The sequence below is a fragment of the Bradyrhizobium sp. CCGB20 genome, from assembly GCF_024199855.1.
In the GTDB taxonomy this organism is placed as follows: domain Bacteria; phylum Pseudomonadota; class Alphaproteobacteria; order Rhizobiales; family Xanthobacteraceae; genus Bradyrhizobium.
This window is the reverse complement of sequence record NZ_JANADN010000001.1, coordinates 5,802,889-5,826,847: the sequence shown is the minus strand read 5'-3', so window position 1 is coordinate 5,826,847 and position 23,959 is coordinate 5,802,889. Positions and strand designations below refer to the sequence as shown.

Below are 23,959 nucleotides of genomic sequence, written 5' to 3'. Positions count from 1 at the left end.
CGTCATGCTTTCGGAAAGAGCCGGCCAATGACAAGACGGGGAAACGTTGCCATGATGGACGGGGCCGTAGCGCCGCTGTTGGCGGGAGTGACCGTCGTCGAGATCTCGCGCGGGGTTGCGGCGGCCTACGCCGGCCGGCTGCTCTCCACCCTCGGCGCCGAGACGGTTCTTCTCGAGCCGCCGGATGGCAATCCGCTGCGCCGCGAGCCGCCGTTTCTTCCGCCCGCTCGCGAAGCCAGTGCTCTGTTCGCCTTCCTGGCTGCGGGGAAGAAGAGTGTTACTTGCGATTTCGAAAGCCCGGCCGGGCGAGCCGGGCTGTCTACCCTGCTGGCGGCGGCCGATGTCTTCATCCATGATCTGCGGGCCGACGAATGCGCGCGCCTGGAAGTCGACGAGCGGACAGTCAGGGCGCGTTACCCGAAGCTGATCGATGTCTCGGTGCTGCCGTTCGGCGCGGTCGGGCCGAAGGCCGGCTGGCAGGCCGAGGAAATCAACCTGATCCACGCATCGGGCGAAGGCTTCCTCTTGCCAAACGGCCTTGCCGCCGAACTCTTTCCCGATCGTCCGCCGCTGAAGGTCTACGGTCATTTTGCCGAATATCAGGGCGGCGTGGTGGCCGCGCTCGGTGCGCTGTCCGCGTTGATCGGACGTCAGCAAGGTGATGCCGAAAGCGTCGATGTCTCGGTGCAGGATGCCGCGCTCGCCGTGGGTGCGTTCGCACTCCAGCGTTTCGGCGACGGCTCGCTGGAGCATCGCCGCACGCGGTCGTTCAAATATGGCGGCGTGCTCCAATGTGCCGACGGCTATGTCGAGCTGCTGACGCTCGAGGAGCGGCAGTGGCAGGGCCTGATCGAGCTGATGGGACGCCCCGGATGGATGCTCGATCCTGTCCTCGCGGACTCGCTGGAGCGCAGCCGCCGCGGCGCCGAGATCAACCGCGCCATTCGCGCCTGGGCGCTCGAACAGCAGACGGCGGACGTCGTCGCGCGAGCCCAGGCGCTCGGAGTCCCCATGGCGAAATATGCAAGTCCCGCGGAGGTCCTGTCCGATGCCCATGAGCGCGCGCGGGAGCTGTTTCAGCCGGTCGAGATCCCCGGCGGCGGCTCCTTGCCGCTGTTGTCGGCGCCGTTCCATGTCGATGGTGCGGCACTACGCCTGAAAGCCGGGCCGCCGCGGCTTGGCGAACATCAGCACCTGCTGACGGCCAGCCGCACCCGCAATCAGCCGCTCGTCGCCGCGGAGGCCTCATGAAGCCGCTCGCCGGGCTCCGCATCGCCGATTTCACGCTCCACGCGGCGGGGCCGTTCTGCACGCACATCCTCTCGCAGCTCGGCGCGGAGTGCATCAAGGTCGAGAGCGCGGCGCGCCCGGACATCTTTCGCAAGCCGCACCCGGTCTATGGCCGGATGGGGCCCGCGAGCTTCGATCAGGTCGCATCGAACAAGCTCTCGATCCGCATCAATCTGAAGGACGCCAAGGGCATCGCGCTCGCCAGGAAGCTCGTTGGCGTGAGCGATCTCGTCTGCGAGAGCTTTCGGCCTGGCGTGATGGAGCGGCTCGGCCTCGGCTATGCCGCGCTGGCCGCGCTGAAGCCGTCCGTGGTGATGGTGTCCGTGTCGTCGTCGGGCCAGAGCGGTCCGGATTCGCATTTCGCCGGCTACGCACCACTGTTCGGTGCCTGGGGTGCACTCGGCTATCTCACCGGTTATGAGGACGGACCGCCGGTCGAGATGCGGCATGTGATGGATCACAGCGTCGGCATGAACGCGGCGATGGCCGCAGTCGCTGCGGTGTATCGCCTTCGCCGCACCGGGCGTGGCGGACATGTCGACGTCAGCGCTCGCGAGGTGGCCTGCTCACTGGTCGGCGAGGCGCTGCTGTTCGCCGCCGCCGGAGGGGTCCCCACACGGATCGGCAATGATCATCTGCGCATGGCGCCGCACGGCGTGTACCGCACCCGTGAGGAGGATCGCTGGCTGACCATCGCGGTCCGCACCGAGGCGGAATGGCGATGCCTGGTGACGTTGATCGATGCACCGCATCTGCTGACCGATCCGCGTTTTCAGACCGCGGAGAGCCGACACAAGCACCGGCGGCCGCTACATGGCGAAATCGAGCACTGGACGATGACGCGCGAGGCCGGCGAAGCCGAGCGATCGCTCCAGGCCGCCGGGATCGCGGCGCACGTGTCCTGCGACATGGAAGACGTCGCGCACGACGAGCATCTGCGCGAGCGCGGAACCATCGTCGATGTCGAGGATACGACGGGCCGCAGCCGCGCCGCACTGAAGGCGCCGATCCGTTTTTCCAGATCCGACGTCGGCATGACGCGCGGCACGCCGCGTCTCGGCGAAGACGAGGACTATGTGTTCGGTGAGCTGCTCGGTCTCAGCGGCGAGGAACGCCAAAGCCTGATCGACCAGCGGGTGATTTACTGACCGATTGAAGTGGAGTTTGCCGTCATGAGCGAGAGCACCGTATCGGGCGAGGAAGACTGGCAGGCCTGGGTCGGCCGCAAGGAGACGATCCACGAGCTGATCGCGCCGGATCGCGCCGCAGCGCTTGGCGCCACGCTCGGTCTTGAAGGAAACCGCGCGGCCGGCGCTCCATTGCCGCCGGGATGGCATTGGATCTTCTTCAACCGCGTCGTGCCGCGACAGCAACTGGGGACGGACGGACATCCCAGGCGCGGTGGATTCCTGCCGCCGGTGTCGCTGCCACGCCGTATGTGGGCCGGCGGCCGGCTCACCTACCACAAGCCATTGACCATCGGCAGGGAAGCTGAGCGCGAGAGCACCATCGTGAAGGTCGAGGCCAAGTCCGGCCGTGCCGGAAAGCTGGTCTTCGTGACTGTCAGCCACAGCATTGGCTGCGACGGCGCGCTGTGCATCACGGAGCAGCAGGACATCGTCTATCGCGAGGCGGCAGCACCGGGCGCGCCAGCGCCAGTGGCCGTTCCCGCTCCGCAGGATGGAGCATGGTCGGAAGAGTTTCGGCCCGATACCGTGCTTCTGTTCCGCTATTCGTCGCTGACGTCGAACGGGCATCGCATCCACTACGATCAGGCCTACGCGCGGGCGGAAGAAAACTATCCCGATCTCGTTGTGCACGGACCGCTGACGGCGACGCTGCTGCAAGGCTTTGCGGAAAGGCACGCCGGCAAGCCGCTCAAGTCCTTCGAGTTCAGGGGCGTCTCGCCGCTGTTCGTGAGTTCGGCGTTCAAGCTGGAAGGGAAGGGCGATGCGAGCGCGCTTGACCTGTGGGCCGGCGGCCCCAACGGCGCGCTCGCGATGCGTGCAGCCGCAGAGGTCTGAGGGCGCGAGCCGGGGCGGAACGGAAACGTGAGACGTGCAGGGGAGGCAAGACGATGAGATCGGCGCACCTGTCTGTTGTCCCTGCGCAAGGTTGCGATGCGCAACGCGTGCCCGCGGTCGAGCTGCGCGGCGTCGGCAAGACCTTCAGCTCGCGCAATGGCCGGGTCGACGTCCTCTGCGGATTGGACTTCTCGCTTCAGAACGGCGAATTCCTCGCCATCGTCGGCCCGAGCGGCTCGGGCAAGTCGACGGTGCTGAACCTGCTCGCCGGCCTCGATCAGCCGACCGCAGGTAGGGTCCTGTGCCAGGGCGCGCCGGTTGCGGCGGTCAATACCGGGATCGGCTACCTCACTCAGCATGACAGCCTGCTGCCGTGGCGGACCGTGGAGCAAAACATCGCAGTCCCGCTGGAGCTTCGCAACGTCGATCGCGCCGAGATCGCCGCGCGCGTGCACGACGTGATCGTGCAGGTCGGCCTCCAGGGCTTTGAGCGGCATCATCCGAGCCAGCTCTCCGGCGGCATGCGGAAGCGCGCGATGCTGGCCCGCACATTGATCTATGATCCGCCGGTTCTCCTGATGGACGAGCCGTTCGGTCCGCTGGACGCCCAACTCAAGCTGGCGCTCCAGGGCGAGCTTTTGGAACTGTGGTCGGCAAGGCGCAAGACAGTGGTGTTCGTGACTCACGACATCGTCGAAGCGATCACGCTGGCCGATCGCGTCCTGGTCTTCTCCGCGCGCCCCTGCCAGATCAGGCTCGATGAGCCGATCGCTATTCCGCGCCCGCGCGAGGTGCACGAAGTGCGCTTCCATCCCGCATTTGAAGAGCACTATCGGCGCCTCTGGGCAGCGCTCGAACCTCCTGCGAGGCGACCATCGTGAGCACACAGGCACTGTCCGAGACGCGGGCCGAACCGGCGCTTGGCCCATCCAGCCGCGTGTGGCTCTACCGCACGCTCTTCGTGGTCGCGGTGCTGACCGCCTGGCAGGCCGCATCGGGAACGCTGCTCGATCCGTTCTGGGTGAGCAGCCCGAGCGCCGTGTTCAACACGCTGGTGGCGTGGACCGCGAGCGGCCTGCTCGAATATCACCTCTTCATCACGTTCAAGGAGACGTTCGCCGGCTTCCTGCTGGGTGCGACGGCGGGCATCCTGTTTGCGCTGCTGGTCGGGGCGGGCGATATCCTGCATCGCACCGTCGATCCCTTCGTCACCGCGGTCTATGGCGTGCCCAAGGTCGCGCTCGCGCCGCTCTTCATCATGTGGTTCGGCATCGGGCTCGCGCCGAAGATCGTGCTCGCCGCGATCAGCGTATTCTTCCTGGTGTTCTTCTCGACTTTGCGCGGCGTGCGCGAGGTCGACCTGAAAATGGTCGATGCGCTGCGGACCATGGGTGCGGGCAAATTCGCGATCCAGCGCATGGTGATCTTCCCGGCCGCGCTGCCGTGGCTGTTCACGGGATTGAAGCTCGGCCTGCCATACGGATTTGTCGGCGCGGTCGCGGCCGAGATGATGGCCTCGAATGCCGGCATCGGCTACCTCACGCAGAATTCGGCGGGCCAGCTCGATACTGCCGGCGTGTTCGCCGCGCTGTTCGCGCTGATGGTCGTCACCACCCTCCTGAACGAAGCGCTCGGACGGCTGGAGAGCTGGATCTTCCGCTGGCGCTGAGGAGACGTCGTCACAACGAAGAAAAGAGGGAGGACATCATGATCACGCGTCGGATGATGCTCGGCGGTATTGCCGGAGGCGCGCTGGCCGGTTCGGCCACGCGAAGCCTGTCGCAAGGTGCGGGCGGCAGGCCGGTCACGATCGCGATCGGCGGCTACACATTCGCCTATCTGCCGCTGCTGGCCGCAACGGCGGCTGGTTTCATGAAGGATGAGGGGCTGGACGTCTCCCTGATCGATACCGGCAGCGGCACCAACAGCATGGCGGCCATCCTCGGCGGTAGCGTCGACGTCGCCGGCCTCGTGATGAGCGACGTGATCCTTGCGGTCGCCAAGGGGCAGAAGATCAACGCCTTCGCCCCGCTGATGTCGCAATATGCGAGCGATGCCGTGATCAGCCGGAAGACGGCGGAGAAGATCGGTCTTGCACCGCAGATGCCGCTGAAGGAGCGCATGGCCCGCATGAAGGGCCTGACGCTGGCGATTTCCGGCCGCGGCAGCGGTACCGACAAGATCTGGCGCTATCTCCTGTCGCTGGGCGGGCTCGATCCGGAGAAGGACGTGAGCCTCACTGTAGTCAAGCTCGACAAGATGTATCTGGCGCTGCGATCCGGCCAGATCGACGGTTTCAACACGACGGCGCCCGCGAACAACCAGGCGGTGGAGGACGGCCTTGCCGTCTGGGCCGCGCGCCCATCCCACGGCGAGGTCCCGGGCATCGAGAATTTCCTCTACACCGTACTGTGCGGCAGGCCGGATTTCCTCGACAAGAATCCCGACACGGTTGCGGCGCTGGTCCGCGGCATGACCAGGGGGGCGGCGTTGATCCGCAACGATCCCGATGCGGCTGGACAGGTTTTGCGCGAGCGCTTCTTCCAGCAGACCAGTCTAGAGCTGATCAAGCACACTGTGTCGGATCAGCGCATGACCGTTTCGGTGCCGCCGACGCTGTCCGAGCAGCAGTTCGCGCACAATATGGAGTTCGAGCTGAAGTTCAGCGATGCCGTGCGCGGTGTCACCTATCAGCAGGCGATCAATCCGCGCTGGCTGGGAACATAGTGCTCTCCCCGCAAGGAGCGGGGAGGGGATAGCTCAAGCGAAGCTCACATCCGCGCTGTTCTTGATCGCGGCGAAGCGGCCGAGGCAGCGCAGGGCGCTGTCGTGCTCGTCGGTCGTGCCGCCGGCGCAGCAATCCTCGAGCACCGTGCAGGCGTAGTCGCGGTCGTGCGCTTCCCGCGCGCCGGTGTGTACCACGCCGTTGGTGGAGACGCCGGACAGGAACAGGTCCGTGACGCCATGGGCGCGCAGAATCGGCTCCAGCGACGTGCCGTAGAACGGGCTCACACGGTGCTTGACGATGTCGAAATCGCTCGCCTCGGGCTTGAGGTCGGGATGAACTTCCGTGCCCCAGGTGCCGAGCTTGAACATGCCGGCGCCGCGGGCGCGGGAGAAGATCGGCGAGTTGGGCGGGCATTCGCGATAATCGGGCGAGAAGCCGACGCGGACATAGCCGATCAGCACGTCGGCGGCACGCGCTTTCGCGATCACCGCCCTGGTGCGGCCAAGCACGTCACGCTCCTTCATCAGCGGAACGTAGGTCTTGGCCCCGCCGCCGTTCTCGTGGACGAGGTCATTGAGCATGTCCATGACGAGCAGCATCGCCTTCATAGCGTCTCCTTTTCAGAGCTCTTCGATTTGACGGAATTTTCGGACCGGGCCGGCAGGCTGTTGCGCAGCTCGTTCCAGCCGGTCTCGATGTGCTGCCGCATCGTCAGCATCGCGCCTGCGGCGTCGCTTTCGATCACGTTCTTCAGGAGCTCGTTGTGCTCCTTGGCGGCGCGCACCGCGCGGCCGCCGATGCGGTTGATGACGTCGAACGGATATTGCGCCCACAGCACCTGCACGAAATGCAGCGTCTTCGGCAGTCGGGCAAAATCATACATTCGCCGGTGGAATCGGTAGTTGATGCCGCGTGCCGCGGTGCTGTCATCGGCGAGCGCGGCCTGCTCGAACTGCCGGGCCAGTTCGCGCAGTTCGGCGATCTCCTCGGCGGTGATGTTGCGCACGGCGCTTTCGACGAGCTGGGTCTCGAGCGTGATCCTCAGTCTCAGAATCTCGGTGGACGCCTCGACGTCGAATGGCGCCACCGTAGCGCCGCGGTAGGAGTCGCTCGAAAGATAGCCTTCGGCCTCGAGCAGCTTCAGCGCCTCGCGAACCGGGGTGATGCTGATCTTGAGCTCTTGCGCGATTTCGGTCTGCTTCAGCCGGGCACCCCGCGGCAGCCTCCCGGAGAGGATGCCCTCGCGGAGAAAGTCGGCGACCTGCTCCTCTTTCGTTCGATATTCCATTGGATGCCGCTGCCCCTGACCGATTTGCCCGCGACTACCATAGACGCGCCTCACCGAGGAGGGTAGAAGTACAAACGATAATGCATTATGCATAATCGAGGTTAATCCCCAATGTCCAGCCTTTTGTCTCGGTCCTTCCTGTTTGTCCCGGCGAACCGTCCCGAGCGGTTCGACAAGGCGGTCGCGTCAGGTGCCCATCAGGTCATCCTCGATCTCGAGGATGCGTCGCGCCCGCCGACAAAGCGGCTGCGCGCCGCTCCGTGATGGAGTGGTCGGGGCGGGCCGATGCGATCGTGCGCGTCAATGGTGCGGATAGCACCTTCTTTGCCGCCGATATGGAGATGATACGCAGCGCCGGCGTAACCAGGCTGATGCTGCCGAAATCCGAGCCCGCAGCGCTCAACCGCCTCGTCGGATCGCTCGACGGACCGTGCCGGATCATCGCGCTGATCGAGACCGTCAAGGGCTATGCGGAGCTCAGGAGTATCGGCAAAAGCGGGCTGGTAGCGCAGCTCGCCTTCGGCAACCTCGATTTCGGAATCGATTCCGGCGTGACCGAGACCGCACAGGAGCTCGATCCCGTCCGGCTCCAGATCGTCCTGGAATCGCGGCTTGCAGGCCTCGCGCCTCCGATCGACGGCGTGACGACGTCATGGGCGGATCCCGTGGCCTTCGGCGCTGCGGTCGGCCGGGCCAGGGCGCTGGGCTTCGGCGCCAAGCTCTGCATCCACCCGGCGCAGATCAAGCTGGTCAACGAAGCCTTCCTGCCGACGACCGAGGAGCTCGATTGGGCGCGTCGTGTGATGGCGGCCGCTGAAGGAGGACGCGGCGCTGCCGTGGCGCTCGACGGCAAGATGATCGACGCGCCCGTCATCCGCCGCGCCGAGCAAATCCTGGGGAATATCGGCGCGACATAATGCATAATGCATTTTATCTTGACCTGATCAGTTCCTCCCTATAGAGATCGACGCATAAAAATAGATATCGGGGAGGGCTCATGAAACGGCGAGATTTTCTAAAACTCTCGGGCGCGGCTGCGTTGGCGTCAGCCTATCCCGGCAGTTCGCTCCTTGCGGACGAGATCGGTGTCGATGCCGCCGCCAAGACCATCACCATCGGCGGGTTCACGCCGGTCACGGGGCCGGTCCCGTTCTACGCGATCTTGACCCATGCGGCGGACGCCTATTTCAAGAGCGTCAACGCGGCCGGCGGCATCAGGGGCTGGAAGATCAACTATGTGACCCTCGATGACGGTTACGATCCCGCCCGCAGCGTCGCCGCGGTTCGCCGCCTCGTCGAGGACAACCACATCTTCGGGTTGGTCGCCGCGGTCGGCACGGCGACCAACGTCGCGGTCATCCCCTTTGCCAAGGAGAGCGGCCTTGCCATGATCGGGCCGATCGGCGGCGCCAGCGCGTTCTTCGCCGAGCCGAACATTTTTCCGCTGCTGCCCGACTACGGCTGGTCCGCGGCCTCGAACGCCGAGTTCGCGGTCAACGACCTCAAGCTGAAGAAGATCGCACTGCTGTGGGAGAACGACGAACTCGGCCGCTCGGCAAAGCGCGGCTTCGATCTCTTCATGGAGGCGAACAAGCTCACGCCGGCGGAGTCGGTTCCGTTCGAGGTGAAGACCACCGACTTCACGCCGCACATCCGCCGCGTCGCCAATTCCGAGGCCCAGGCGGCGATCCTGTTCGGCTCCAACGCCAATCTCGCGGCCGCGCTGAAGGCGGCCGACCGGCAGGGCGTCAAGCTCACCTGGTTCGCGCCGTTCTTCACCGCGGATCCCGCGACCTACAAGCTGACCGGCGATCTCCTCAACGGCGTCTACTTCTCCTCGTGGCTGCTGCCGGTCGATAGCGCCGAGCCCGAGATCAAGGCCTATCGCGAGGCCGTGACCAAATACTATCCGAACGATCCGGTCGGCGTGTTCGGCCTGAACGGCTGGAGCAACGCCGCACTGTTCGGCGCCATTTTCGGCGCGCTGGTCGACAGCGGCAAGCCGATCACGCGGGCCAATCTGATCGAGGCAGGCAACACGTTGAACAATGCCTCCGTTGGTGGCGCGCGCAAGGTGACCTTCACCGGCGCCGATCATCGCGGCACGCGGCAGGAGGCAATCCTCCAGGCGCAGGGCTCCTTCGTCATGGTGCGCGACTTCAAGCCCTATCCTGCGGTGGCGTTCGACGCCAAGCCGGCCTGAGACTCAATCCTTCACCGGGCGATCGCCGGACATGATCGCCCGCTGCTCCTGTTGACGACCAAGAAAAACAAGGAAAATACGACATGGCTGGATCGCCCTTGAGCGGGCCCTCGCGTCTCGACGGACAAACTGCGCTCATTACTGGAGCCGCCGGCGGCATCGGCCGCGCCGTGGTTGCGGCGTTCTGCGAAGCCGGCGCCGACGTCATCGCCACCGACATCGTGGCCGATGGCGGTGCGTTTCCGGCGAAGGCAAGCTATCGCCGCTGCGATGTGACGGATCGTGCGGCCACCGAGAAGCTGATCGACGAGGAGCTGAAGGCGCGCGGCAAGATCGACATCCTCGTGCTGTGTGCCGGCACGATCGCCAACACGCCGTTGCCGCAGTCGACCGACGAAGAGTGGGAGAAGATTCTCGCCGTCAACCTGATGGGCACGGTCAATCCCGTTCGCAAGCTCTATCCCGTGATGGCCGAGCGCGGCTTCGGCAAGATCGTGGCGCTCGGATCGATCGCCGCCAAGATCGGCGGCGTCGCGTCGGGGCCGGCCTATGTCGCGGCGAAATCGGCGGTGCACGGCCTGATGAAATGGGTCGCCAAGAACGGCGCCGGGAAGGGCGTCTATGCCAACATCATCGCGCCGGGCCCGGTGGAGACGCCGATGTGGGCAACCGTCACTGACCGCGCCGCACCGTCGGCGAACGGCAACGTGCCGCTGGGACGGTTCGGTCAGCCCGAGGATATCGCACAGAGCATTCTCTTCCTCTGTTCGCCGGCGTCGAACTGGATCACCGGAACGGTGCTCGACGTCAATGGCGGCATGTTGATGGATTGACACCGATGAGCGCAGTGGAAACCATCGGCTTCATCGGGCTCGGCGTCATGGGCGGACCGATGTGCCGGAACATGGCGAAGAAGCATGCCGGCCGCGTGCTGATGCTCGATCGCGACGCCGCCGCAATGACGGCACTGTCCGATACCAGGGCGGAAGCAGCAACGTCGCTCGAAGCGCTTGCGGCCGCCGCCGACGTGATCTTCCTGTCGCTGCCCGGCGGGCCGCAGGTCGAGGCGGTCTCTGCCGCGATTGCGCAGGCGGCACGGCCGGGGGCGACGATCGTCGATCTCAGCACCACGCCCGTCGCGCTTGCGCGCAGCGTGTCCGGGCGGCTGAAGGCCGAGGGCTTCGCCTTCGCTGATGCGCCAGTGGCGCGCACGCGGGAAGCCGCGCAGCGTGGCGAGCTCAGCATCATGGTCGGCGCCGAGGCGGCCGTGTTCGCGCGGATCAAGCCGCTGCTCGATTACATCGGCTCCGATGTCACCCATTGCGGCGAGGTCGGCTGCGGCCAGGTCGTCAAGCTGATCAACAATGCGCTGGTGTTCGAGAACACGCTGGCGCTGGCCGAAATGATGGTGGTCGGCGAGCGTGCGGGCGTGAAGCCCGAGACGCTGCTGAGCGCGGTGTCGAAAGGCTCGGGCGACAGCTTCGTGCTGCGCAATCACGGCACCAAGGCGATGCTGCCGCGCAATTTTCCGGAAAAGGCGTTTCCACCCGAATACGTGCTGAAGGACCTCGATTACGTGCTTCAGCTCGCCTCGGATGCCGGCGTCCGCCCGGGCGTCGCCGAGCTCGCGCGCCGCTATTATGACGCGGCATGCCGGCAAGGTCTGTCCGGGCGCTACTTCCCGGGCGTGATCGAATTCATCGAGAAGGGCGGGACGCCCGGTGAAGGGCAGGCGTGAGCGTGGCGGGATTCATCAGGGACATCCTGCCGCTGCTGTGGTCCGGCATCATTTCCGGCTGCCTCTACGGCGTCGGGGCCCTCGGCCTCGTCATGGTTTTCAAGAGCTCGCGCGTCGTGAATTTCTCGCACGGCAATCTCGCCTGCCTCGGTGCCTTCGTGGTCTACGGCTTCTCCAGCGGCAGCCTGCTCAGCCTGTCCTGGGGCAGCGCCGTGGCGCTGGCGCTCGGCATCGCGGCCGCGATCGCTGCGATGAGCTATGCCCTGATCGCGCCGATCGTCTTCAAGTCCGATCTCGCCTCCACGATTGCAACGCTCGGCATCGGGCTGATCCTGCAAGGCGCCGTGCAACTCATATTCGGCGCCGACATCGTCAATCTCGACCTGCCGGTGCCGCGCTTTAGTTTCAGCATCGGCGCGATCCGCATCTCCGCCTATGATCTCGCGGTCCTCGCCGTCACGCTCGCGATCGTCGGCGGCCTGTTCGTGATCATCGAACGGACGAAGCTGGGCGTCGCGTTCCGCGCGGTTTCGACCAATCCGTTCGCCTGCGAGGTGTGCGGGCTGAACCTGCGCTCGGTCCATCTGTTCTCCTGGTTCGCGGGCGCCGTGCTCGGTCTCGTCGCGGCGCTTCTGATCGTGCCGACGACATTCCTGAGCTCGACGACCGTGCCGTCCTTCATGTTGCAGGCCTTCACCGCGGCCGTGGTCGGCGGCTTTTCGAGCCTGCCGGGCGCCGCCCTCGGCGGCATCCTGGTCGGGATCGCCATGAACCTGTTCTCGTTCTACGTCGCGCCGGAGTTCATGAACACCTTCCTGCTCGGCGTGATCCTGTTGACGCTCAACTTCTTCCCCAATGGACTGCTGGAAAGGGCGATCGGTGGCCGTGTCTGAGCTCGCGCACGGGTCCAAGGCCGGAGTGTCGGCCCGCGGCGGGAACGTCGATGCCGCACGGCTGTCCATGCTCGCCCTGGTGGCGGTGCTATCCCTGATGCCGCTCCTCGCCGGCGGTTTCCTGCTCTACAGCCTGTCGCTGTGCTTTGCCAACGCGTTGGGGGTTCTCTCCGTCAGCATGCTCGTACGGTACGGCGGCGAAGTGTCGATCGGGCACAGCTTCTTCGTAGCGCTCGGAGCCTATGCGGTCGCGATCGTCGAGCACCGGCTCGGCCTGTCGATCGCGGTGAGCTTGCCGCTCGCGATCCTGCTCGGTGCCGGCGTGGGCTTCGTCTTTGCATTTCCTTCGCGCCGGCTGTCCGGAATTTATCTGGCGGTGGCCACCATGGCGCTCGCACTGGCGCTGCCCGAGATCCTGATCGGCTTCGAGAAGTTCACCGGCGGCTTCGAAGGTCTCTACATCGCACAGGACTTGGTCCCCGGCGTCTCGAAGGCGTTGCAGCGCTACTACGTCGCCCTTGTCGTTCTGGTTGTCGTCTGTCTGGGGCTCATGCATTTCCGCAAATCGGCACAAGGCCTGGCGCTGCTGATGGCGCAGGCGCAGCCGCGTGCGGCCGAGGCCATGGGGATCACGCGGAGCTGGGCGCGCGTCTCGATCTTCACCGTGAGCGCGGCGCTTGCCTCGCTTGCAGGCGCCCTGACGGGCTTTGCATCCTCGACCGTCTCCCCGAACAGCTTCACCTTCTTCAGCGGCGTCTTTCTGCTGGTCGGCTCGGTCGTCAGCCTCAACCGCCTATCGTTGCCGGCCGCGCTCGTCGGCGGTGCCTTCATCACGCTGGTGCCGACCTATCTCGCGAAAGCCGGCGACTGGGTTCCGATCTTCTATGGCGTGGCGCTGGTCGTCGTCACGCTGGTGGCGAATGTCGGCGATCTGCGCCGCTTCCTGCCGCGGAGGAGGAGATGATGACGGCAATGGCCGGCAGCGACGGGCTCGTCGCCGAAAATATCGCGCTCGCCTTCGGTGGGCTTCAGGTGCTCAGTGACGTGTCCTTGACGCTGCGACCCGGCGTCATCACCGGCCTGATCGGACCGAATGGCGCGGGCAAGACCAGCCTGTTCAACTGTCTCACCGGGCTCTACCACGGCCAGCGCGGCAACAGCCGTTTTGGTGGCCGGTCGCTGAACGGCATGGGGCCGGCCGAGCGCGCCGCATGCGGCATCACCCGCAGCTTCCAGAATCTGGCGATGTGCCCGGATCTGTCGTTGCTCGAAAATGTCCTGGTCGGTCTCACCCTGACGCGGCGCTCGGGCTGGTTCAGCGCCTTCGTGCCGACGCCGGCGCAGCGGGCCGAGCAGCAGGACGTCGAACGCCGCGCCATGGCGGCGCTCAATGAGCTCGGCATTGCTTCCGCGGCTCACGACAAGCCGTCCGACCTGCCGCCGGGAACGCTGCGCCTCGCCGAAATCGCGCGCGCCATTGCCAGCGGGCCGAGGGCGATCCTGCTCGACGAGCCGGCCGCCGGACTGAATGCGGTCGAGACGCGAGATCTGATGCGCGCCCTGAAGCGGTTGATGCGGCCCGACCTCGTGCTCCTCGTCGTCGAGCACGACATGGACCTGATCATGGAGCTCTGCGAGCACATCTATGTGCTCGATTTCGGCAGGATGATCGCGAACGGCTCGCCTGCCGAAATCCGAGCGCATCCCGACGTGATCCGCGTCTATCTCGGGGACGACGCCGATGACTGAGCTGTTTTCCGCGCGCGGCCTTTCGGTTCGCTACGGCGCGGCACGCGCCGTCGAAAAGGTCGATCTCTCCGTGCCGGAGAACGGCGTTGTGGCGCTGTTGGGCGCCAACGGAGCGGGCAAGTCGTCGGTGCTGAAGGCCATTGCGGGCCTGGTGCCGGCGGAAGGCGAGATGCGCTTTGCCGGCGAGGACATCGGTGCGCTCGCCGCACGGCAGCGTGTCCGGCGCGGCATCGTCTATGTCCCCGAGGGGCGTCAGATCGTCGGCTCGCTCACGGTCGCCGAAAATCTCCTGCTCGGCGGCTTCTTCCTCGATGCGCGCACGCAGCGACAACGGCGCGATCTCATGCTGGAGCTGTTTCCCGAGATCGCGAACCGTCTGAAGTCACCGGCCTGGATGCTGAGCGGCGGCGAGCAGCAGATGCTGGCGATCGGGCGCGGCCTGATGAGCGCGCCGCGACTTCTGCTTCTGGACGAGCCGTCGCTGGGGCTGGCGCCGCTCCTGATCCGGCGCGTGTTCGAACGCCTCGTGACGATCAAGCAGGACAGCGGCCTTGCCATCATGCTGGTCGAGCAGAACTTCCGCATGACAATGAAGGTCGCCGACGCGCTCTATTTCCTGCGCAATGGCGCGATCGTGGGCCATCGCAGCGCGGCCGATCTCGCCACGGCTGCAAGCCGTGCCGAGGTCGTGGAAGCCTATCTCGGCACGGGCCAGCCGGCGCCGGCCTGAGCACAGGGAGTGACGAGATGCGTCTCGAGGGCAGAGAGATCGCGAGCGGACTGGCCTTTCCCGAAGGGCCGATCGCGCTCGCCGACGGCAGCATCATCGTCGTCGAGATCGAGGGCGGCCGGCTGACGCGGGTGCTTGCTTCGGGCAGGAAAGAGGTGGTCGCGCAGCTCGGCGGCGGGCCGAACGGCGCTGCCATCGGTCCGGACGGCAAATGCTATGTCTGCAACAATGGCGGCTTCTCCTGGCACAGGGACAGGAGCAATTTTGCGCGCCCGACCGGCCGCGCCGAGGACTACACGACGGGCCGGATCGAGCAGGTCGACCTCGACTCCGGTGCCGTTCGAACGCTCTACGACAGTTGCGATGGCGTCCACCTCAAGGGGCCGAACGACATCGTCTTCGACGCCAAAGGCGGTTTCTGGTTCACCGATCTCGGCAAGACCTATGGCCGGTTGATGGACCGCGGCGCGGTGTATTATGCGCGCACCGACGGCTCCATGATCCGGGAAGTGATTTTTCCGATCATGACGCCGAACGGCGTCGGGCTGTCGCCGGATGGACGCACACTCTACGTCTCGGAGACCGAGACCAGCCGGATCTGGAGCTACCCCATCACCGGCGAAGGCGAGGTTGCGAAACAGCCCTGGCCGTCGCCCAATGGCGGCCGGCTGCTGCACGGCTTGCCCGGCTACCAGCGCTTCGATTCCCTCGCGGTCGAAGACGGCGGCAATATCTGCGTCGCCACGCTGGTGCGCGGCGGAATCAGCGTGTTCGCGCCGACCGGCGACCTCGTGGAATTCCACGAGGCGGACGAGATCTATTGTACCAACATCTGCTTCGGCGGCGCGGATATGCGCACCGCCTTCGTCACGCTGTCCGGCACCGGGCGGCTGATTGCGGTAGACTGGCCGAGGCCGGGTCTTGCCCTCAATGATCCCCGCACCGCGCGCAGATAAACGCGCCGACCCCGCTGCAAACCTTACACCCGCGTATGCTGTGACCGCGTTTCATCGCGGTTGCTCGAGCTGATCGAATAGCGGCAAGCTGCGCGCTCGCTCCCGGAGAATTCGCCTGCGCCCGGTCGTACCCGGGTTGACCCGTTTGGCCGATATGTCAAAGAAGGGCGGGTTTGAGGCGGTGCCCGTCGTTGAGTTGCCGCGGAGCAGGTTGATAAAATGGCTGAGCGGATCGCTCTCATCACCGGCGTGACCGGTCAGGACGGCGCCTATCTCGCCGAATATTTGCTGTCGCTCGGCTATGTCGTGCACGGCATCAAGCGGCGCTCGTCCTCGTTCAACACCGCGCGGGTCGACCATCTCTACCAGGACCCGCATGTCGGTAACGTGCCGTTCCTGATGCACTATGGCGACATGACGGACTCGACCAATTTGATCCGCCTGGTGCAGCAGATCCGGCCGACCGAGATCTACAACCTGGCCGCCCAGAGCCACGTCGCCGTCAGCTTCGAGAGCCCGGAATACACCGCCAATGCCGACGCCATCGGCGTGTTGCGCCTGCTGGAAGCGATCCGCATCCTCGGCATGGAGAAAGAGACGCGGTTCTACCAGGCCTCGACCTCCGAGCTCTACGGCCTCGTGCAGGAGATCCCGCAGAAGGAGACCACGCCGTTCTATCCGCGCTCGCCCTACGGCGTCGCAAAACTCTACGGCTACTGGATCACGGTGAACTACCGCGAAGCCTACGGCATGTTCGCGTCCAACGGCATCCTGTTCAACCATGAGAGCCCGATCCGCGGCGAGACCTTCGTCACCCGCAAGATCACGCGCGGCGTCGCGCGCATCGAGGTCGGGCTCGAGGACACGCTCTATCTCGGCAATCTCTCGGCCAAGCGCGACTGGGGCCATGCCAGGGACTATGTCGAGGGCATGCACATGATCCTCCAGGCCGACACGCCCGACGACTTCGTGCTCGCCACCGGCGAGATGCGCTCGGTGCGCGAGATGGTCGAGCTGTCCTTTGCGCATGTCGGCCGCCGCATCGAATGGCGCGGGACGGGCGTCGAGGAGACCGGCGTCGATGCGAAGAGCGGCAAGACGGTGGTGAGGATCGATCCGACCTATTTCCGTCCGACCGAGGTCGATCTCCTCGTCGGCGATGCCAGCAAGGCGCGGGACAAGCTCGGCTGGAAGCCGAAGCGCAGCTTTGCCGAGCTCGTCCAGGAGATGATGGCCAGCGATCTGGCGGAGGCAAAACGGGACGCCGGCCGTGGCAAGCGCACCGTTTGAGCTGAAGGGCAAGACCGTCTACGTCGCCGGCCATCGCGGCATGGTCGGCAGCGCGATTGCGCGCCGGCTGGCGCGGGAGGACGTGCAGCTCGTCACGGTCGACCGGCGCGAGCTCGATCTGTGCAACCAGGCCGCCGTGTTCGACTGGTTCGCGAAGGTGCGGCCGCAGGTGATCTTCCTCGCCGCCGCCAAGGTCGGCGGCATCGTCGCCAACGACACGCTGCGCGCCGAGTTCATCTACGACAACATCGCGATCGCGGCGAACGTGATCCAGGCGGCGCATCGGAACGGCGCCGAGAAGCTGATGTTCCTGGGCTCGTCCTGCATCTATCCAAAACTGGCGCCGCAGCCGCTGCGCGAGGATTCGGTGCTATCAGGCCCGCTGGAGCCGACCAACGAACCCTATGCCATTGCCAAGATCGCCGGCATCAAGATGGCGGAGGCCTATCGCAGCCAGTATGGCAGCGACTTCATCAGCGTGATGCCGACCAATCTCTATGGCCCCGGCGACAATTATCATCCGGAACTGAGCCACGTCGTTGCCGCGCTGATCCGCCGCTTCCACGAGGCGAAGGTCGCGGGCGCGCAGCGCGTCGCGGTGTGGGGCACCGGCACGCCGCGGCGCGAGTTCCTCTATGTCGACGACATGGCGGACGCCTGCGTGCACCTGATGAAGACCTATTCCGGCGCCGGCCTCGTCAACATCGGCACCGGCGAGGACATCACCATCGCCGAGTTCGCGCGTGTCGTGGCTGACATCGTCGGCTACCGCGGCGAGATCGGCTTCGACACCTCGCGCCCCGACGGAACACCGCGCAAGCTGCTCGACGTCAGCCGCCTCAAAGGGCTCGGCTGGCGGGCCACGACCTCGCTCGAGGATGGCTTGAAGCGCGCCTACGAAGCGTACCTGACTGACGCGCTGGTTCCACCGCGAGAGTAGGAACCATCACTTCCAGCACGAGTTGGCCGATCGGGTGGGCAAAACGTCTCACGAGGCTAACCGTGCAAGAAGCTGTGCGCGTGCGCCCCACCGCGCAAATCGCAGGCCATCCGATTCATCCGATGCTAGTGCCGATACCGATCGCGTGCTTCATCGGGGCATTGCTGACCGACATCGCCTATGTCGTCAGCGCCGAGATCATGTGGGCAAATTTTTCGGCGTGGCTTCTGGTCGTCGGCGTCATCTTCGGCGTGCTGGCGGCGATCGCGGGCCTCACCGATTTCCTCGGCAATCGCCTGGTGCGGGCGCAGGCACCGGCCTGGCCGCATCTGATCGGCAATGCCGTGGCGCTGATCCTGGCGATCGTCAATGCGCTGATCCACACGCGCGATGCCTGGACCTCGGTGTGGCCGACCGGGCTCATTCTCTCGGTCATCACCGTCCTGATCCTGCCGGTCACCGGCTGGCTCGGCTGGGCGATGGTGTACCGCCATGGCGTGGGAGTTGCGCGATGACGTCCTTGCTTGTCCGCGCGTTGCTGTGCTCTTCGCTGCTGTGTCTTGCCGGTTGCGATGACGGCAGCGGTGATCCCAGGGCGCAGATTGGCGCCAATCCAAAGCTGCCTGACATACAGCAATATCTGCTGCCACCGATGCACATCGCGCGCATCGTCGGTTGGAAGAAGGATGAGACGCCGACGGTTGCGCAGGGCTTGCAGGCCAAGGCGTTTGCAACCGGCTTGCAGCATCCGCGCTTTATCTACGTGCTTCCGAACGGCGACGTGCTGGTGGTGGAATCCAAGGCGCCGAAGAGCGCCGCGATCAAGCGGCCCAAGGAAATCGTGATGGGATACATCGAGTCCTGGGCGACATCCGGCGGCGATACCGGCGAGAGCAACCGCATCACGTTGTTGCGCGACAGCAACGGCGATGGCGTGCCTGATATGCAGAGCGTCTTCCTCGACCACCTCAACTCGCCGTTCGGAGTCGCGCTGGTCGGCAACGATCTCTACGTCGCCAACACCGACGCAATCGTGAAGTATCCCTACACCGAGGGTGACACCAAAATCACCGCGCCGGGCACGGTGCTGACGCCGCTGCCGGGCGGGCCGATCGACCATCACTGGACCAAGAGCCTGGTCGCGAGCCCTGACGGCTCAAAGCTCTATGCCGGCGTCGGCTCCAACAGCAACATCACCGAGAACGGCATGGAGGCCGAGCACAATCGCGCCGCGATCCTCGAGGTCGACCGTGCCAGCGGCCGCTGGCGCATTTTTGCAAGCGGCCTGCGCAATCCCAACGGTCTCAGCTTCGAGCCGCAGACCGGTGCGCTGTGGACGGTGGTGAACGAGCGCGACGAACTCGGTCCCGATCTCGTTCCCGACTACATGACATTGGTGAAGGATGGCGGCTTCTACGGCTGGCCCTACAGCTATTACGGCCAGCACGTCGATCCCCGCGTCAAGCCGCAGCGGCCCGACCTCGTCGCCAAGGCCGTCGTGCCGGACTACGCGCTGAGCTCACATGTCGCCCCGCTCGGGATGGCGTTCAACACCAGCACGAGCCTGCCGGCGGCTTATCGCGGAGGCGCCTTCGTCGGTGAGCACGGTAGCTGGAACCGGCAGGTGCTGAAGGGCTACAAGGTCGTGTTCGTGCCATTTGCGGACGGCAAGCCGAGTGGCCCTGCGCAAGACGTCGTCACCGGCTTCCTCAACAGCGACAACCACGCGCGTGGCCGTCCCGTCGGCGTCGCCATCGACAAATCAGGCGCGCTGCTGGTCGCCGACGACAGCGGCAACACGGTGTGGCGCGTGACCGCCGCGCATCCGCAGCTCACGCAGCGTTAGACATATCGAGGAGTGTACAATGGGTCTTGCTCAATACGCGATCGTGCCGGTTCAGGACGAGTGGGGCGTGCTGCACGACGGCAACGTCAACGGCAAATACGCTACCAAGGAATCCGCATTCGAATCGGCGGTGGCCGCGGCCTCGCTGGCGTTACGCCAGGGCCATGAGGTCCATGTCAGCGTGCCCGGCCGCGAGGCAGGCGAGAACGCGCTGGGAAGCTAGCGCCGGCACACGATCCGCCGCGCAGCTGCTCGGCGACACGATGACTTTCAATCCGCCTGATTGATTTCCCGCGCCGGCATGTCGAGCCGGTCCGCGCGCCTGCCCGCCGTTCGGAGCTCGCAGCTCCCGCGCAAATAACATCATGTTAGGTTTATCGCATAACTGGGTAATTGTGTTAGCCCGGCGAAGGCCTATTGTCGCGACCAATCAGACACCTATCGGCAGCGACAAGCGCGCGGAAACTCCGCAGAGCGCCCGGAGATTGCTGCCCAATTTTGAGCGAAGCCCGCCAACGGGACGACGTCAGCAAACCAGGTTGGAGGAATTCCCGAGATGGTCACGACCCGCGCGATCCACGACATGAGTCAGTCCAGGAAGGCTGCTGCCAGCGGCTGGATCGGGTCGGCTCTCGAATATTATGACTTCTTCATCTATGCGACCGCCGCGTCGCTGATCTTCCCGCAGATCTTCTTCCCGTCGGACAATCCCACCGTCGCCATCGTCGCATCGCTGGCGACCTATGGCGTCGGCTACGTGGCCCGGCCGATCGGTGCCTTCGTGCTCGGACATTGGGGCGACACTCATGGCCGCAAGACCGTTCTCATCCTCTGCATGTTCCTGATGGGCATCTCGACGATGGCGGTCGGTATCCTGCCGACCTATCATCAGGTCGGCATCCTGGCGCCGATCCTGCTCGTCATCCTTCGCCTCGTGCAGGGATTTGCCGTTGCCGGTGAAATCTCCGGCGCGAGCTCGATGATCCTGGAGCACGCACCGTTCGGCCGGCGCAGCTTCTATGCAAGTTTTGCGCTTCAGGGCGTGCAGGCCGGACAGATCCTTGCGGCTGCGGTCTTCCTGCCGCTGGCGGCCTATATGCCGACCGATGCCTTCAATAGCTGGGGCTGGCGCATCCCGTTCTTGCTGTCCTTCTTCGTCATCGTCGCGGGCTACATCATCCGCCGCGAAGTCGACGAAACTCCTGCCTTTGCCCGAGAGGGCGAGCGCGGAGAAACGCCGCGGGCGCCCATCGTCCAGGCCATCAAGCTGAGCTGGCGCGACATGCTCAGGGTCATCTGCATGGCCTTGATGAATGTCATTCCGGTCGTTGCGACCATCTTCGGTGCGGCCTACGCGGTCCAGCCGGCCTATGGCATCGGCTTTGCCAAGGACGTCTACCTGTGGATCCCGGTCCTCGGAAATATGCTGGCCGTGTTCGTCATTCCCTTCGTCGGCAATCTCTCCGACAAGGTCGGCCGCAAGCCTCCGATCATCGTGGGTGCGCTGCTTTCCGGCCTGCTCGCTTTTGGCTATCTCTACGCCATCAGCATCAGGAACGTGCCGCTCGCGATCCTGCTGTCGCTCCTGATGTGGGGCGTGGTCTACCAGGGCTACAACGCGATCTTCCCGAGCTTCTACCCGGAGCTGTTTCCGACGCGAACCCGGGTGTCGGCGATGGCGATCTCGCAGAACATCGGAACCACCATCACCGCGTTGCTTCCGGCCCTGTTTGCGACCGTGGCGCCTCCCGGCTCCGCCAACATTCCCCTGACGGTGGGGGCGATCGCCTTCGGCATCACGGTCATCGCGGCGCTGGCGGCCGTCACGGCCCGGGAAACCTATCGGATCCGCATCGACGATCTCGGCAATCCCAATGCCGTTCCGATGGCGCGGGCGGACTACGAGCGCCAGCGCGCGGGAGTGGCGAGCGGCGCTGCCACAGTCCCGACCTGACGGGGACGCAGGGAAGCCATGCCGCTGCGATCGATGATGTTTGCAGCGGCAGGGCTCACGCGTTACGTGATTGCCTAGTCGAACTCCTGTGCGCGCAAGCGCGATCATCATGAGGTTGCAGGATGAACCCCGTCGTCGTTGCTGTCGCTATCACCGGCTCCGTTCCGCGCAAGAAGGACAATCCCGCGGTGCCGATCTTGCCGTCCGAGCAGATCGACTCGACGCACGAGGCCTTCGAAGCCGGCGCCACGCTTGCGCATATCCACGTTCGCAACGACGACGAGACGCCGTCCTCAGACCCCGAGCGTTTCGCGCTGGTGCAGGAGGGGATCAAGAAGCATTGTCCCGACATGATCGTCCAGTTCTCGACCGGCGGGCGCGGCCGCGATCCCTCGGCGCGCGGGTCGTCGCTCTATTTGAAGCCCGACATGGCGTCGCTGTCGACGGGGTCGGTGAACTTTCCGACGATCGTCTATGAGAACAGCGCCGCCCTGGTCGAGACGCTCGCCACCGGCATGAAGACGAACGGCATCCGGCCGGAAATCGAGATCTTCGATCTGTCACATCTGCATGGCGCCCGCCGCCTGATCGAGGCGGGGCTCATCGATTCGTGTCCGCACGTGCAGTTCGTCATGGGCGTCAAGAATGCGATGCCGGCCGACGAGCACGTCCTCGACATCCTCCTGGGAGAGCTGAAGCGGCTGATCCCGAAAGCGACCTGGACCGCCGCCGGGATCGGGCGTCACCAGGCCGAGGTCATGGGCTGGGCGCTCGCGCGGGGCGCCGACGCGGTTCGCACCGGGCTCGAGGACAATGTCAGGATCGACAAGACGCGCCTTGCCGCCAGCAACGCGGAGCTCGTGACCATCGCCTGCGAGGCCGTCGCGCGCCACGGCCGGCGCGTTGCGACGGCGGCCGAGGCGCGATCCCTGCTCGGGATTGCGGGATAGAGGCTACTGCCTCCTGCTGACATGCTCCCGGCCGCCTTCTGCCATTCGGCGGCGAGCGTTTCGCTGCGCCAAGACTCCCGCTATGAGGTGCCTGTGCGCGGGCATGCAGCTGGGGCGGGCGACGATCGGAATGCGGTTCTTGAAATCTGACGGCAGGCTCATTGGGGTCCTGCTGGTGCTTGCGACCACCCAACTCATCGGATGGGGCACGATCGGGCTTCCGCCCATCGTCGGACGCGATCTCGCAGCCGATCTCGGCATGAGCCTGCCGATGGTGTTTGCCGGCACCTCCACGCTTTATGTCACCATGGGGCTCTGCGCGCCGTGGCTCGCCAAGGCCTTTGCGCGGCACGGGGCACGCAAGGTGATGATGGTGGGCACGGTCGTGGCCGTGCCGGGCTACGTCGTTCTGTCTGTTGCCCACGACCCGATGCTCTATTTCGTGGCATGGGTCATTCTCGGGATTGGCGGCAGCGCGACGCTGTCCACCGGTGCCTATATCATGCTCAACGAAGTCGCAGGCCGACAGGCCAAGAGCGCGATTGGCGCGCTCATGCTGGTGACGGGACTGTCCGGCAGCATCTTCTGGCCGACCACCTCGTTCCTGAGCGGCCATTTCGGCTGGCGCGGCACCTGCCTCGTCTACGCCGCAATGCTGCTTCTCGTTTCGCTTCCGCTTTATGCTTTCGCAACTCCGCGCCGGGCCGTCGCGAAGGAGGGGGGCACCGCGCCCGCAAAGCCAACCCATGCGCTGTCAATTCCGCGGAGCACGTTCGGTCTCGTCGTCGCCGCGATCACCCTCAATGCCTTCGTCACCTTCGGCCTGAGTGCCGTTTTCATCGAATTGCTGCGGGCCGAGGGGCTGGCGCCGGCGCAGGCGATCGCCTTCGGCTCGATGCTCGGCGTGATCCAGGTCAGCGCCCGCGGGCTGGATTTTCTCGGCGGCGGGCGCTGGGACGGGATCACGACGGGGCTTGTCGCCGGCACGGCGCTGCCCGTGGCCATGCTGCTCTTGATGTTGAGCGAGGGGGCGACCTGGGCGGTCGCGGTCTTCATCCTGCTCTACGGCGCCGGCAGCGGCGCCATGGCGGTGGCGCGGGCGACGATACCGCTCGTGTTCTATGACCAGGCCGAGTTCGCCAAGGCGTCGTCGATGATCGCGCTGCCGCTCAATCTCGCCTCGGCCATCTCGCCGCCGCTCCTTGCCGGCCTGCTCACCCAGTTCGGCAGCCGCGGCGCGCTCGGTCTCACCTTTGTCTTCTCCTGCGCAGCGGTGCTGATCCTTGTCCTGCTCGGCCGGCGGCGGCCGCAGGTGGCTGCGGCTGCGGCGACCTGACCGGATAATATTCGCAGAGCGGAAATTGGCCGGCGCGGGCAACC

The 23,959-nt window shown here is 65.5% G+C and carries 26 protein-coding genes; 24 read left to right on the top strand and 2 right to left on the bottom strand.

The genetic code is table 11. From position 1 onward, the window contains the following. Positions 1 to 51 precede the first annotated feature (51 nt). The 6 genes from NLM15_RS27330 to NLM15_RS27305 are packed head-to-tail and all read left to right on the top strand — an operon-like array spanning position 52 to position 6,041. The gene (locus tag NLM15_RS27330) at positions 52 to 1,251 is read left to right on the top strand and encodes a CaiB/BaiF CoA-transferase family protein (protein WP_254120542.1); all 1,200 of its coding nucleotides are present in this window, start codon (positions 52 to 54) and stop codon (positions 1,249 to 1,251) included. Next, complete coding sequence (locus NLM15_RS27325; protein WP_254120540.1) at positions 1,248 to 2,438, top strand: CaiB/BaiF CoA-transferase family protein; 1,191 nt, start codon at positions 1,248 to 1,250, stop codon at positions 2,436 to 2,438. The genes NLM15_RS27330 and NLM15_RS27325 overlap by 4 nt, the downstream gene beginning before the upstream one ends. 24 nt (positions 2,439 to 2,462) lie before the next feature. Next, the gene (locus NLM15_RS27320) at positions 2,463 to 3,314 is read left to right on the top strand and encodes a MaoC family dehydratase N-terminal domain-containing protein (RefSeq protein ID WP_254120538.1); all 852 of its coding nucleotides are present in this window, start codon (positions 2,463 to 2,465) and stop codon (positions 3,312 to 3,314) included. A 53-nt stretch (positions 3,315 to 3,367) separates the two neighbouring features. Then, positions 3,368 to 4,195, top strand: a complete 828-nt coding sequence (locus NLM15_RS27315; protein WP_254120536.1) for an ABC transporter ATP-binding protein — start codon at positions 3,368 to 3,370, stop codon at positions 4,193 to 4,195. Beyond that, entirely contained in the window at positions 4,192 to 4,983 is a 792-nt protein-coding gene (locus NLM15_RS27310) for an ABC transporter permease (RefSeq protein WP_254120534.1), read from the top strand. Before NLM15_RS27315 ends, NLM15_RS27310 begins: the two co-directional genes overlap by 4 nt. Positions 4,984 to 5,021: 38 nt before the next feature. Next, a complete protein-coding gene (locus NLM15_RS27305; RefSeq protein WP_254120533.1) occupies positions 5,022 to 6,041 on the top strand; it encodes an ABC transporter substrate-binding protein in 1,020 nt (339 codons plus the stop codon). A 33-nt stretch (positions 6,042 to 6,074) separates the two neighbouring features. Here NLM15_RS27305 and NLM15_RS27300 read toward each other — a convergent pair whose 3' ends face one another. Together NLM15_RS27300 and NLM15_RS27295 are read right to left on the bottom strand one after the other, a co-directional pair. Then, positions 6,075 to 6,650, bottom strand: a complete 576-nt coding sequence (locus NLM15_RS27300) for a cysteine hydrolase family protein (RefSeq protein ID WP_254120531.1) — start codon at positions 6,648 to 6,650, stop codon at positions 6,075 to 6,077. Beyond that, positions 6,647 to 7,330 carry a GntR family transcriptional regulator gene (locus tag NLM15_RS27295; RefSeq protein ID WP_254120529.1) on the bottom strand — a complete coding sequence of 228 codons (684 nt, stop codon included), beginning with the start codon at positions 7,328 to 7,330 and terminating at the stop codon, positions 6,647 to 6,649. The genes NLM15_RS27300 and NLM15_RS27295 overlap by 4 nt, the downstream gene beginning before the upstream one ends. 111 nt (positions 7,331 to 7,441) lie before the next feature. Between NLM15_RS27295 and NLM15_RS27290 the strand changes: the two genes are divergently transcribed. From NLM15_RS27290 to NLM15_RS27205, 18 genes are all read left to right on the top strand, one after another. Beyond that, entirely contained in the window at positions 7,442 to 7,594 is a 153-nt protein-coding gene (locus tag NLM15_RS27290; RefSeq protein ID WP_254120527.1) for a hypothetical protein, read from the top strand. Further along, positions 7,594 to 8,247, top strand: a complete 654-nt coding sequence (locus tag NLM15_RS27285; RefSeq protein WP_254124432.1) for a CoA ester lyase — start codon at positions 7,594 to 7,596, stop codon at positions 8,245 to 8,247. Before NLM15_RS27290 ends, NLM15_RS27285 begins: the two co-directional genes overlap by 1 nt. Positions 8,248 to 8,327: 80 nt before the next feature. Beyond that, positions 8,328 to 9,533 carry an ABC transporter substrate-binding protein gene (locus NLM15_RS27280; RefSeq protein WP_254120525.1) on the top strand — a complete coding sequence of 402 codons (1,206 nt, stop codon included), beginning with the start codon at positions 8,328 to 8,330 and terminating at the stop codon, positions 9,531 to 9,533. 83 nt (positions 9,534 to 9,616) lie between these two features. Next, complete coding sequence (locus NLM15_RS27275) at positions 9,617 to 10,366, top strand: SDR family NAD(P)-dependent oxidoreductase (protein ID WP_254120523.1); 750 nt, start codon at positions 9,617 to 9,619, stop codon at positions 10,364 to 10,366. A 5-nt stretch (positions 10,367 to 10,371) separates the two neighbouring features. Further along, positions 10,372 to 11,271 carry an NAD(P)-dependent oxidoreductase gene (locus NLM15_RS27270; RefSeq protein WP_254120521.1) on the top strand — a complete coding sequence of 300 codons (900 nt, stop codon included), beginning with the start codon at positions 10,372 to 10,374 and terminating at the stop codon, positions 11,269 to 11,271. Then, the gene (locus NLM15_RS27265) at positions 11,268 to 12,164 is read left to right on the top strand and encodes a branched-chain amino acid ABC transporter permease (protein ID WP_254120519.1); all 897 of its coding nucleotides are present in this window, start codon (positions 11,268 to 11,270) and stop codon (positions 12,162 to 12,164) included. The genes NLM15_RS27270 and NLM15_RS27265 overlap by 4 nt, the downstream gene beginning before the upstream one ends. Next, positions 12,157 to 13,128, top strand: coding sequence for a branched-chain amino acid ABC transporter permease (locus NLM15_RS27260; RefSeq protein WP_254120518.1), 972 nt, complete (start codon positions 12,157 to 12,159; stop codon positions 13,126 to 13,128). The genes NLM15_RS27265 and NLM15_RS27260 overlap by 8 nt, the downstream gene beginning before the upstream one ends. Next, positions 13,125 to 13,913, top strand: coding sequence for an ABC transporter ATP-binding protein (locus NLM15_RS27255; protein ID WP_254120516.1), 789 nt, complete (start codon positions 13,125 to 13,127; stop codon positions 13,911 to 13,913). The genes NLM15_RS27260 and NLM15_RS27255 overlap by 4 nt, the downstream gene beginning before the upstream one ends. Further along, positions 13,906 to 14,643: an ABC transporter ATP-binding protein gene (locus tag NLM15_RS27250; RefSeq protein ID WP_254120515.1), complete on the top strand. Its 738-nt coding sequence runs from the start codon at positions 13,906 to 13,908 to the stop codon at positions 14,641 to 14,643. Before NLM15_RS27255 ends, NLM15_RS27250 begins: the two co-directional genes overlap by 8 nt. Before the next feature lie 17 nt (positions 14,644 to 14,660). After that, positions 14,661 to 15,599 (top strand): SMP-30/gluconolactonase/LRE family protein, encoded by a 939-nt coding sequence (locus NLM15_RS27245; protein ID WP_254120513.1) that lies wholly within the window; start codon positions 14,661 to 14,663, stop codon positions 15,597 to 15,599. 219 nt (positions 15,600 to 15,818) lie between these two features. Next, positions 15,819 to 16,889, top strand: a complete 1,071-nt coding sequence (gmd, locus tag NLM15_RS27240) for a GDP-mannose 4,6-dehydratase (protein ID WP_254116778.1) — start codon at positions 15,819 to 15,821, stop codon at positions 16,887 to 16,889. Then, entirely contained in the window at positions 16,870 to 17,829 is a 960-nt protein-coding gene (locus NLM15_RS27235; protein WP_309144941.1) for a GDP-L-fucose synthase, read from the top strand. Before gmd ends, NLM15_RS27235 begins: the two co-directional genes overlap by 20 nt. A gap of 62 nt (positions 17,830 to 17,891) precedes the next feature. Beyond that, positions 17,892 to 18,344, top strand: coding sequence for a DUF2231 domain-containing protein (locus tag NLM15_RS27230; protein ID WP_254120511.1), 453 nt, complete (start codon positions 17,892 to 17,894; stop codon positions 18,342 to 18,344). After that, the gene (locus tag NLM15_RS27225; protein ID WP_254120509.1) at positions 18,341 to 19,675 is read left to right on the top strand and encodes a sorbosone dehydrogenase family protein; all 1,335 of its coding nucleotides are present in this window, start codon (positions 18,341 to 18,343) and stop codon (positions 19,673 to 19,675) included. Before NLM15_RS27230 ends, NLM15_RS27225 begins: the two co-directional genes overlap by 4 nt. A gap of 19 nt (positions 19,676 to 19,694) precedes the next feature. Continuing rightward, positions 19,695 to 19,898: a hypothetical protein gene (locus NLM15_RS27220; protein WP_041748230.1), complete on the top strand. Its 204-nt coding sequence runs from the start codon at positions 19,695 to 19,697 to the stop codon at positions 19,896 to 19,898. 333 nt (positions 19,899 to 20,231) lie between these two features. Beyond that, on the top strand, positions 20,232 to 21,629 hold the full coding sequence (locus tag NLM15_RS27215) for an MFS transporter (RefSeq protein ID WP_254120507.1): 1,398 nt from the start codon (positions 20,232 to 20,234) through the stop codon (positions 21,627 to 21,629). Between the two features lie 122 nt (positions 21,630 to 21,751). After that, complete coding sequence (locus NLM15_RS27210; protein WP_254120505.1) at positions 21,752 to 22,579, top strand: 3-keto-5-aminohexanoate cleavage protein; 828 nt, start codon at positions 21,752 to 21,754, stop codon at positions 22,577 to 22,579. A 130-nt stretch (positions 22,580 to 22,709) separates the two neighbouring features. Continuing rightward, on the top strand, positions 22,710 to 23,915 hold the full coding sequence (locus NLM15_RS27205) for an MFS transporter (protein ID WP_254120503.1): 1,206 nt from the start codon (positions 22,710 to 22,712) through the stop codon (positions 23,913 to 23,915). Positions 23,916 to 23,959 lie beyond the last annotated feature (44 nt).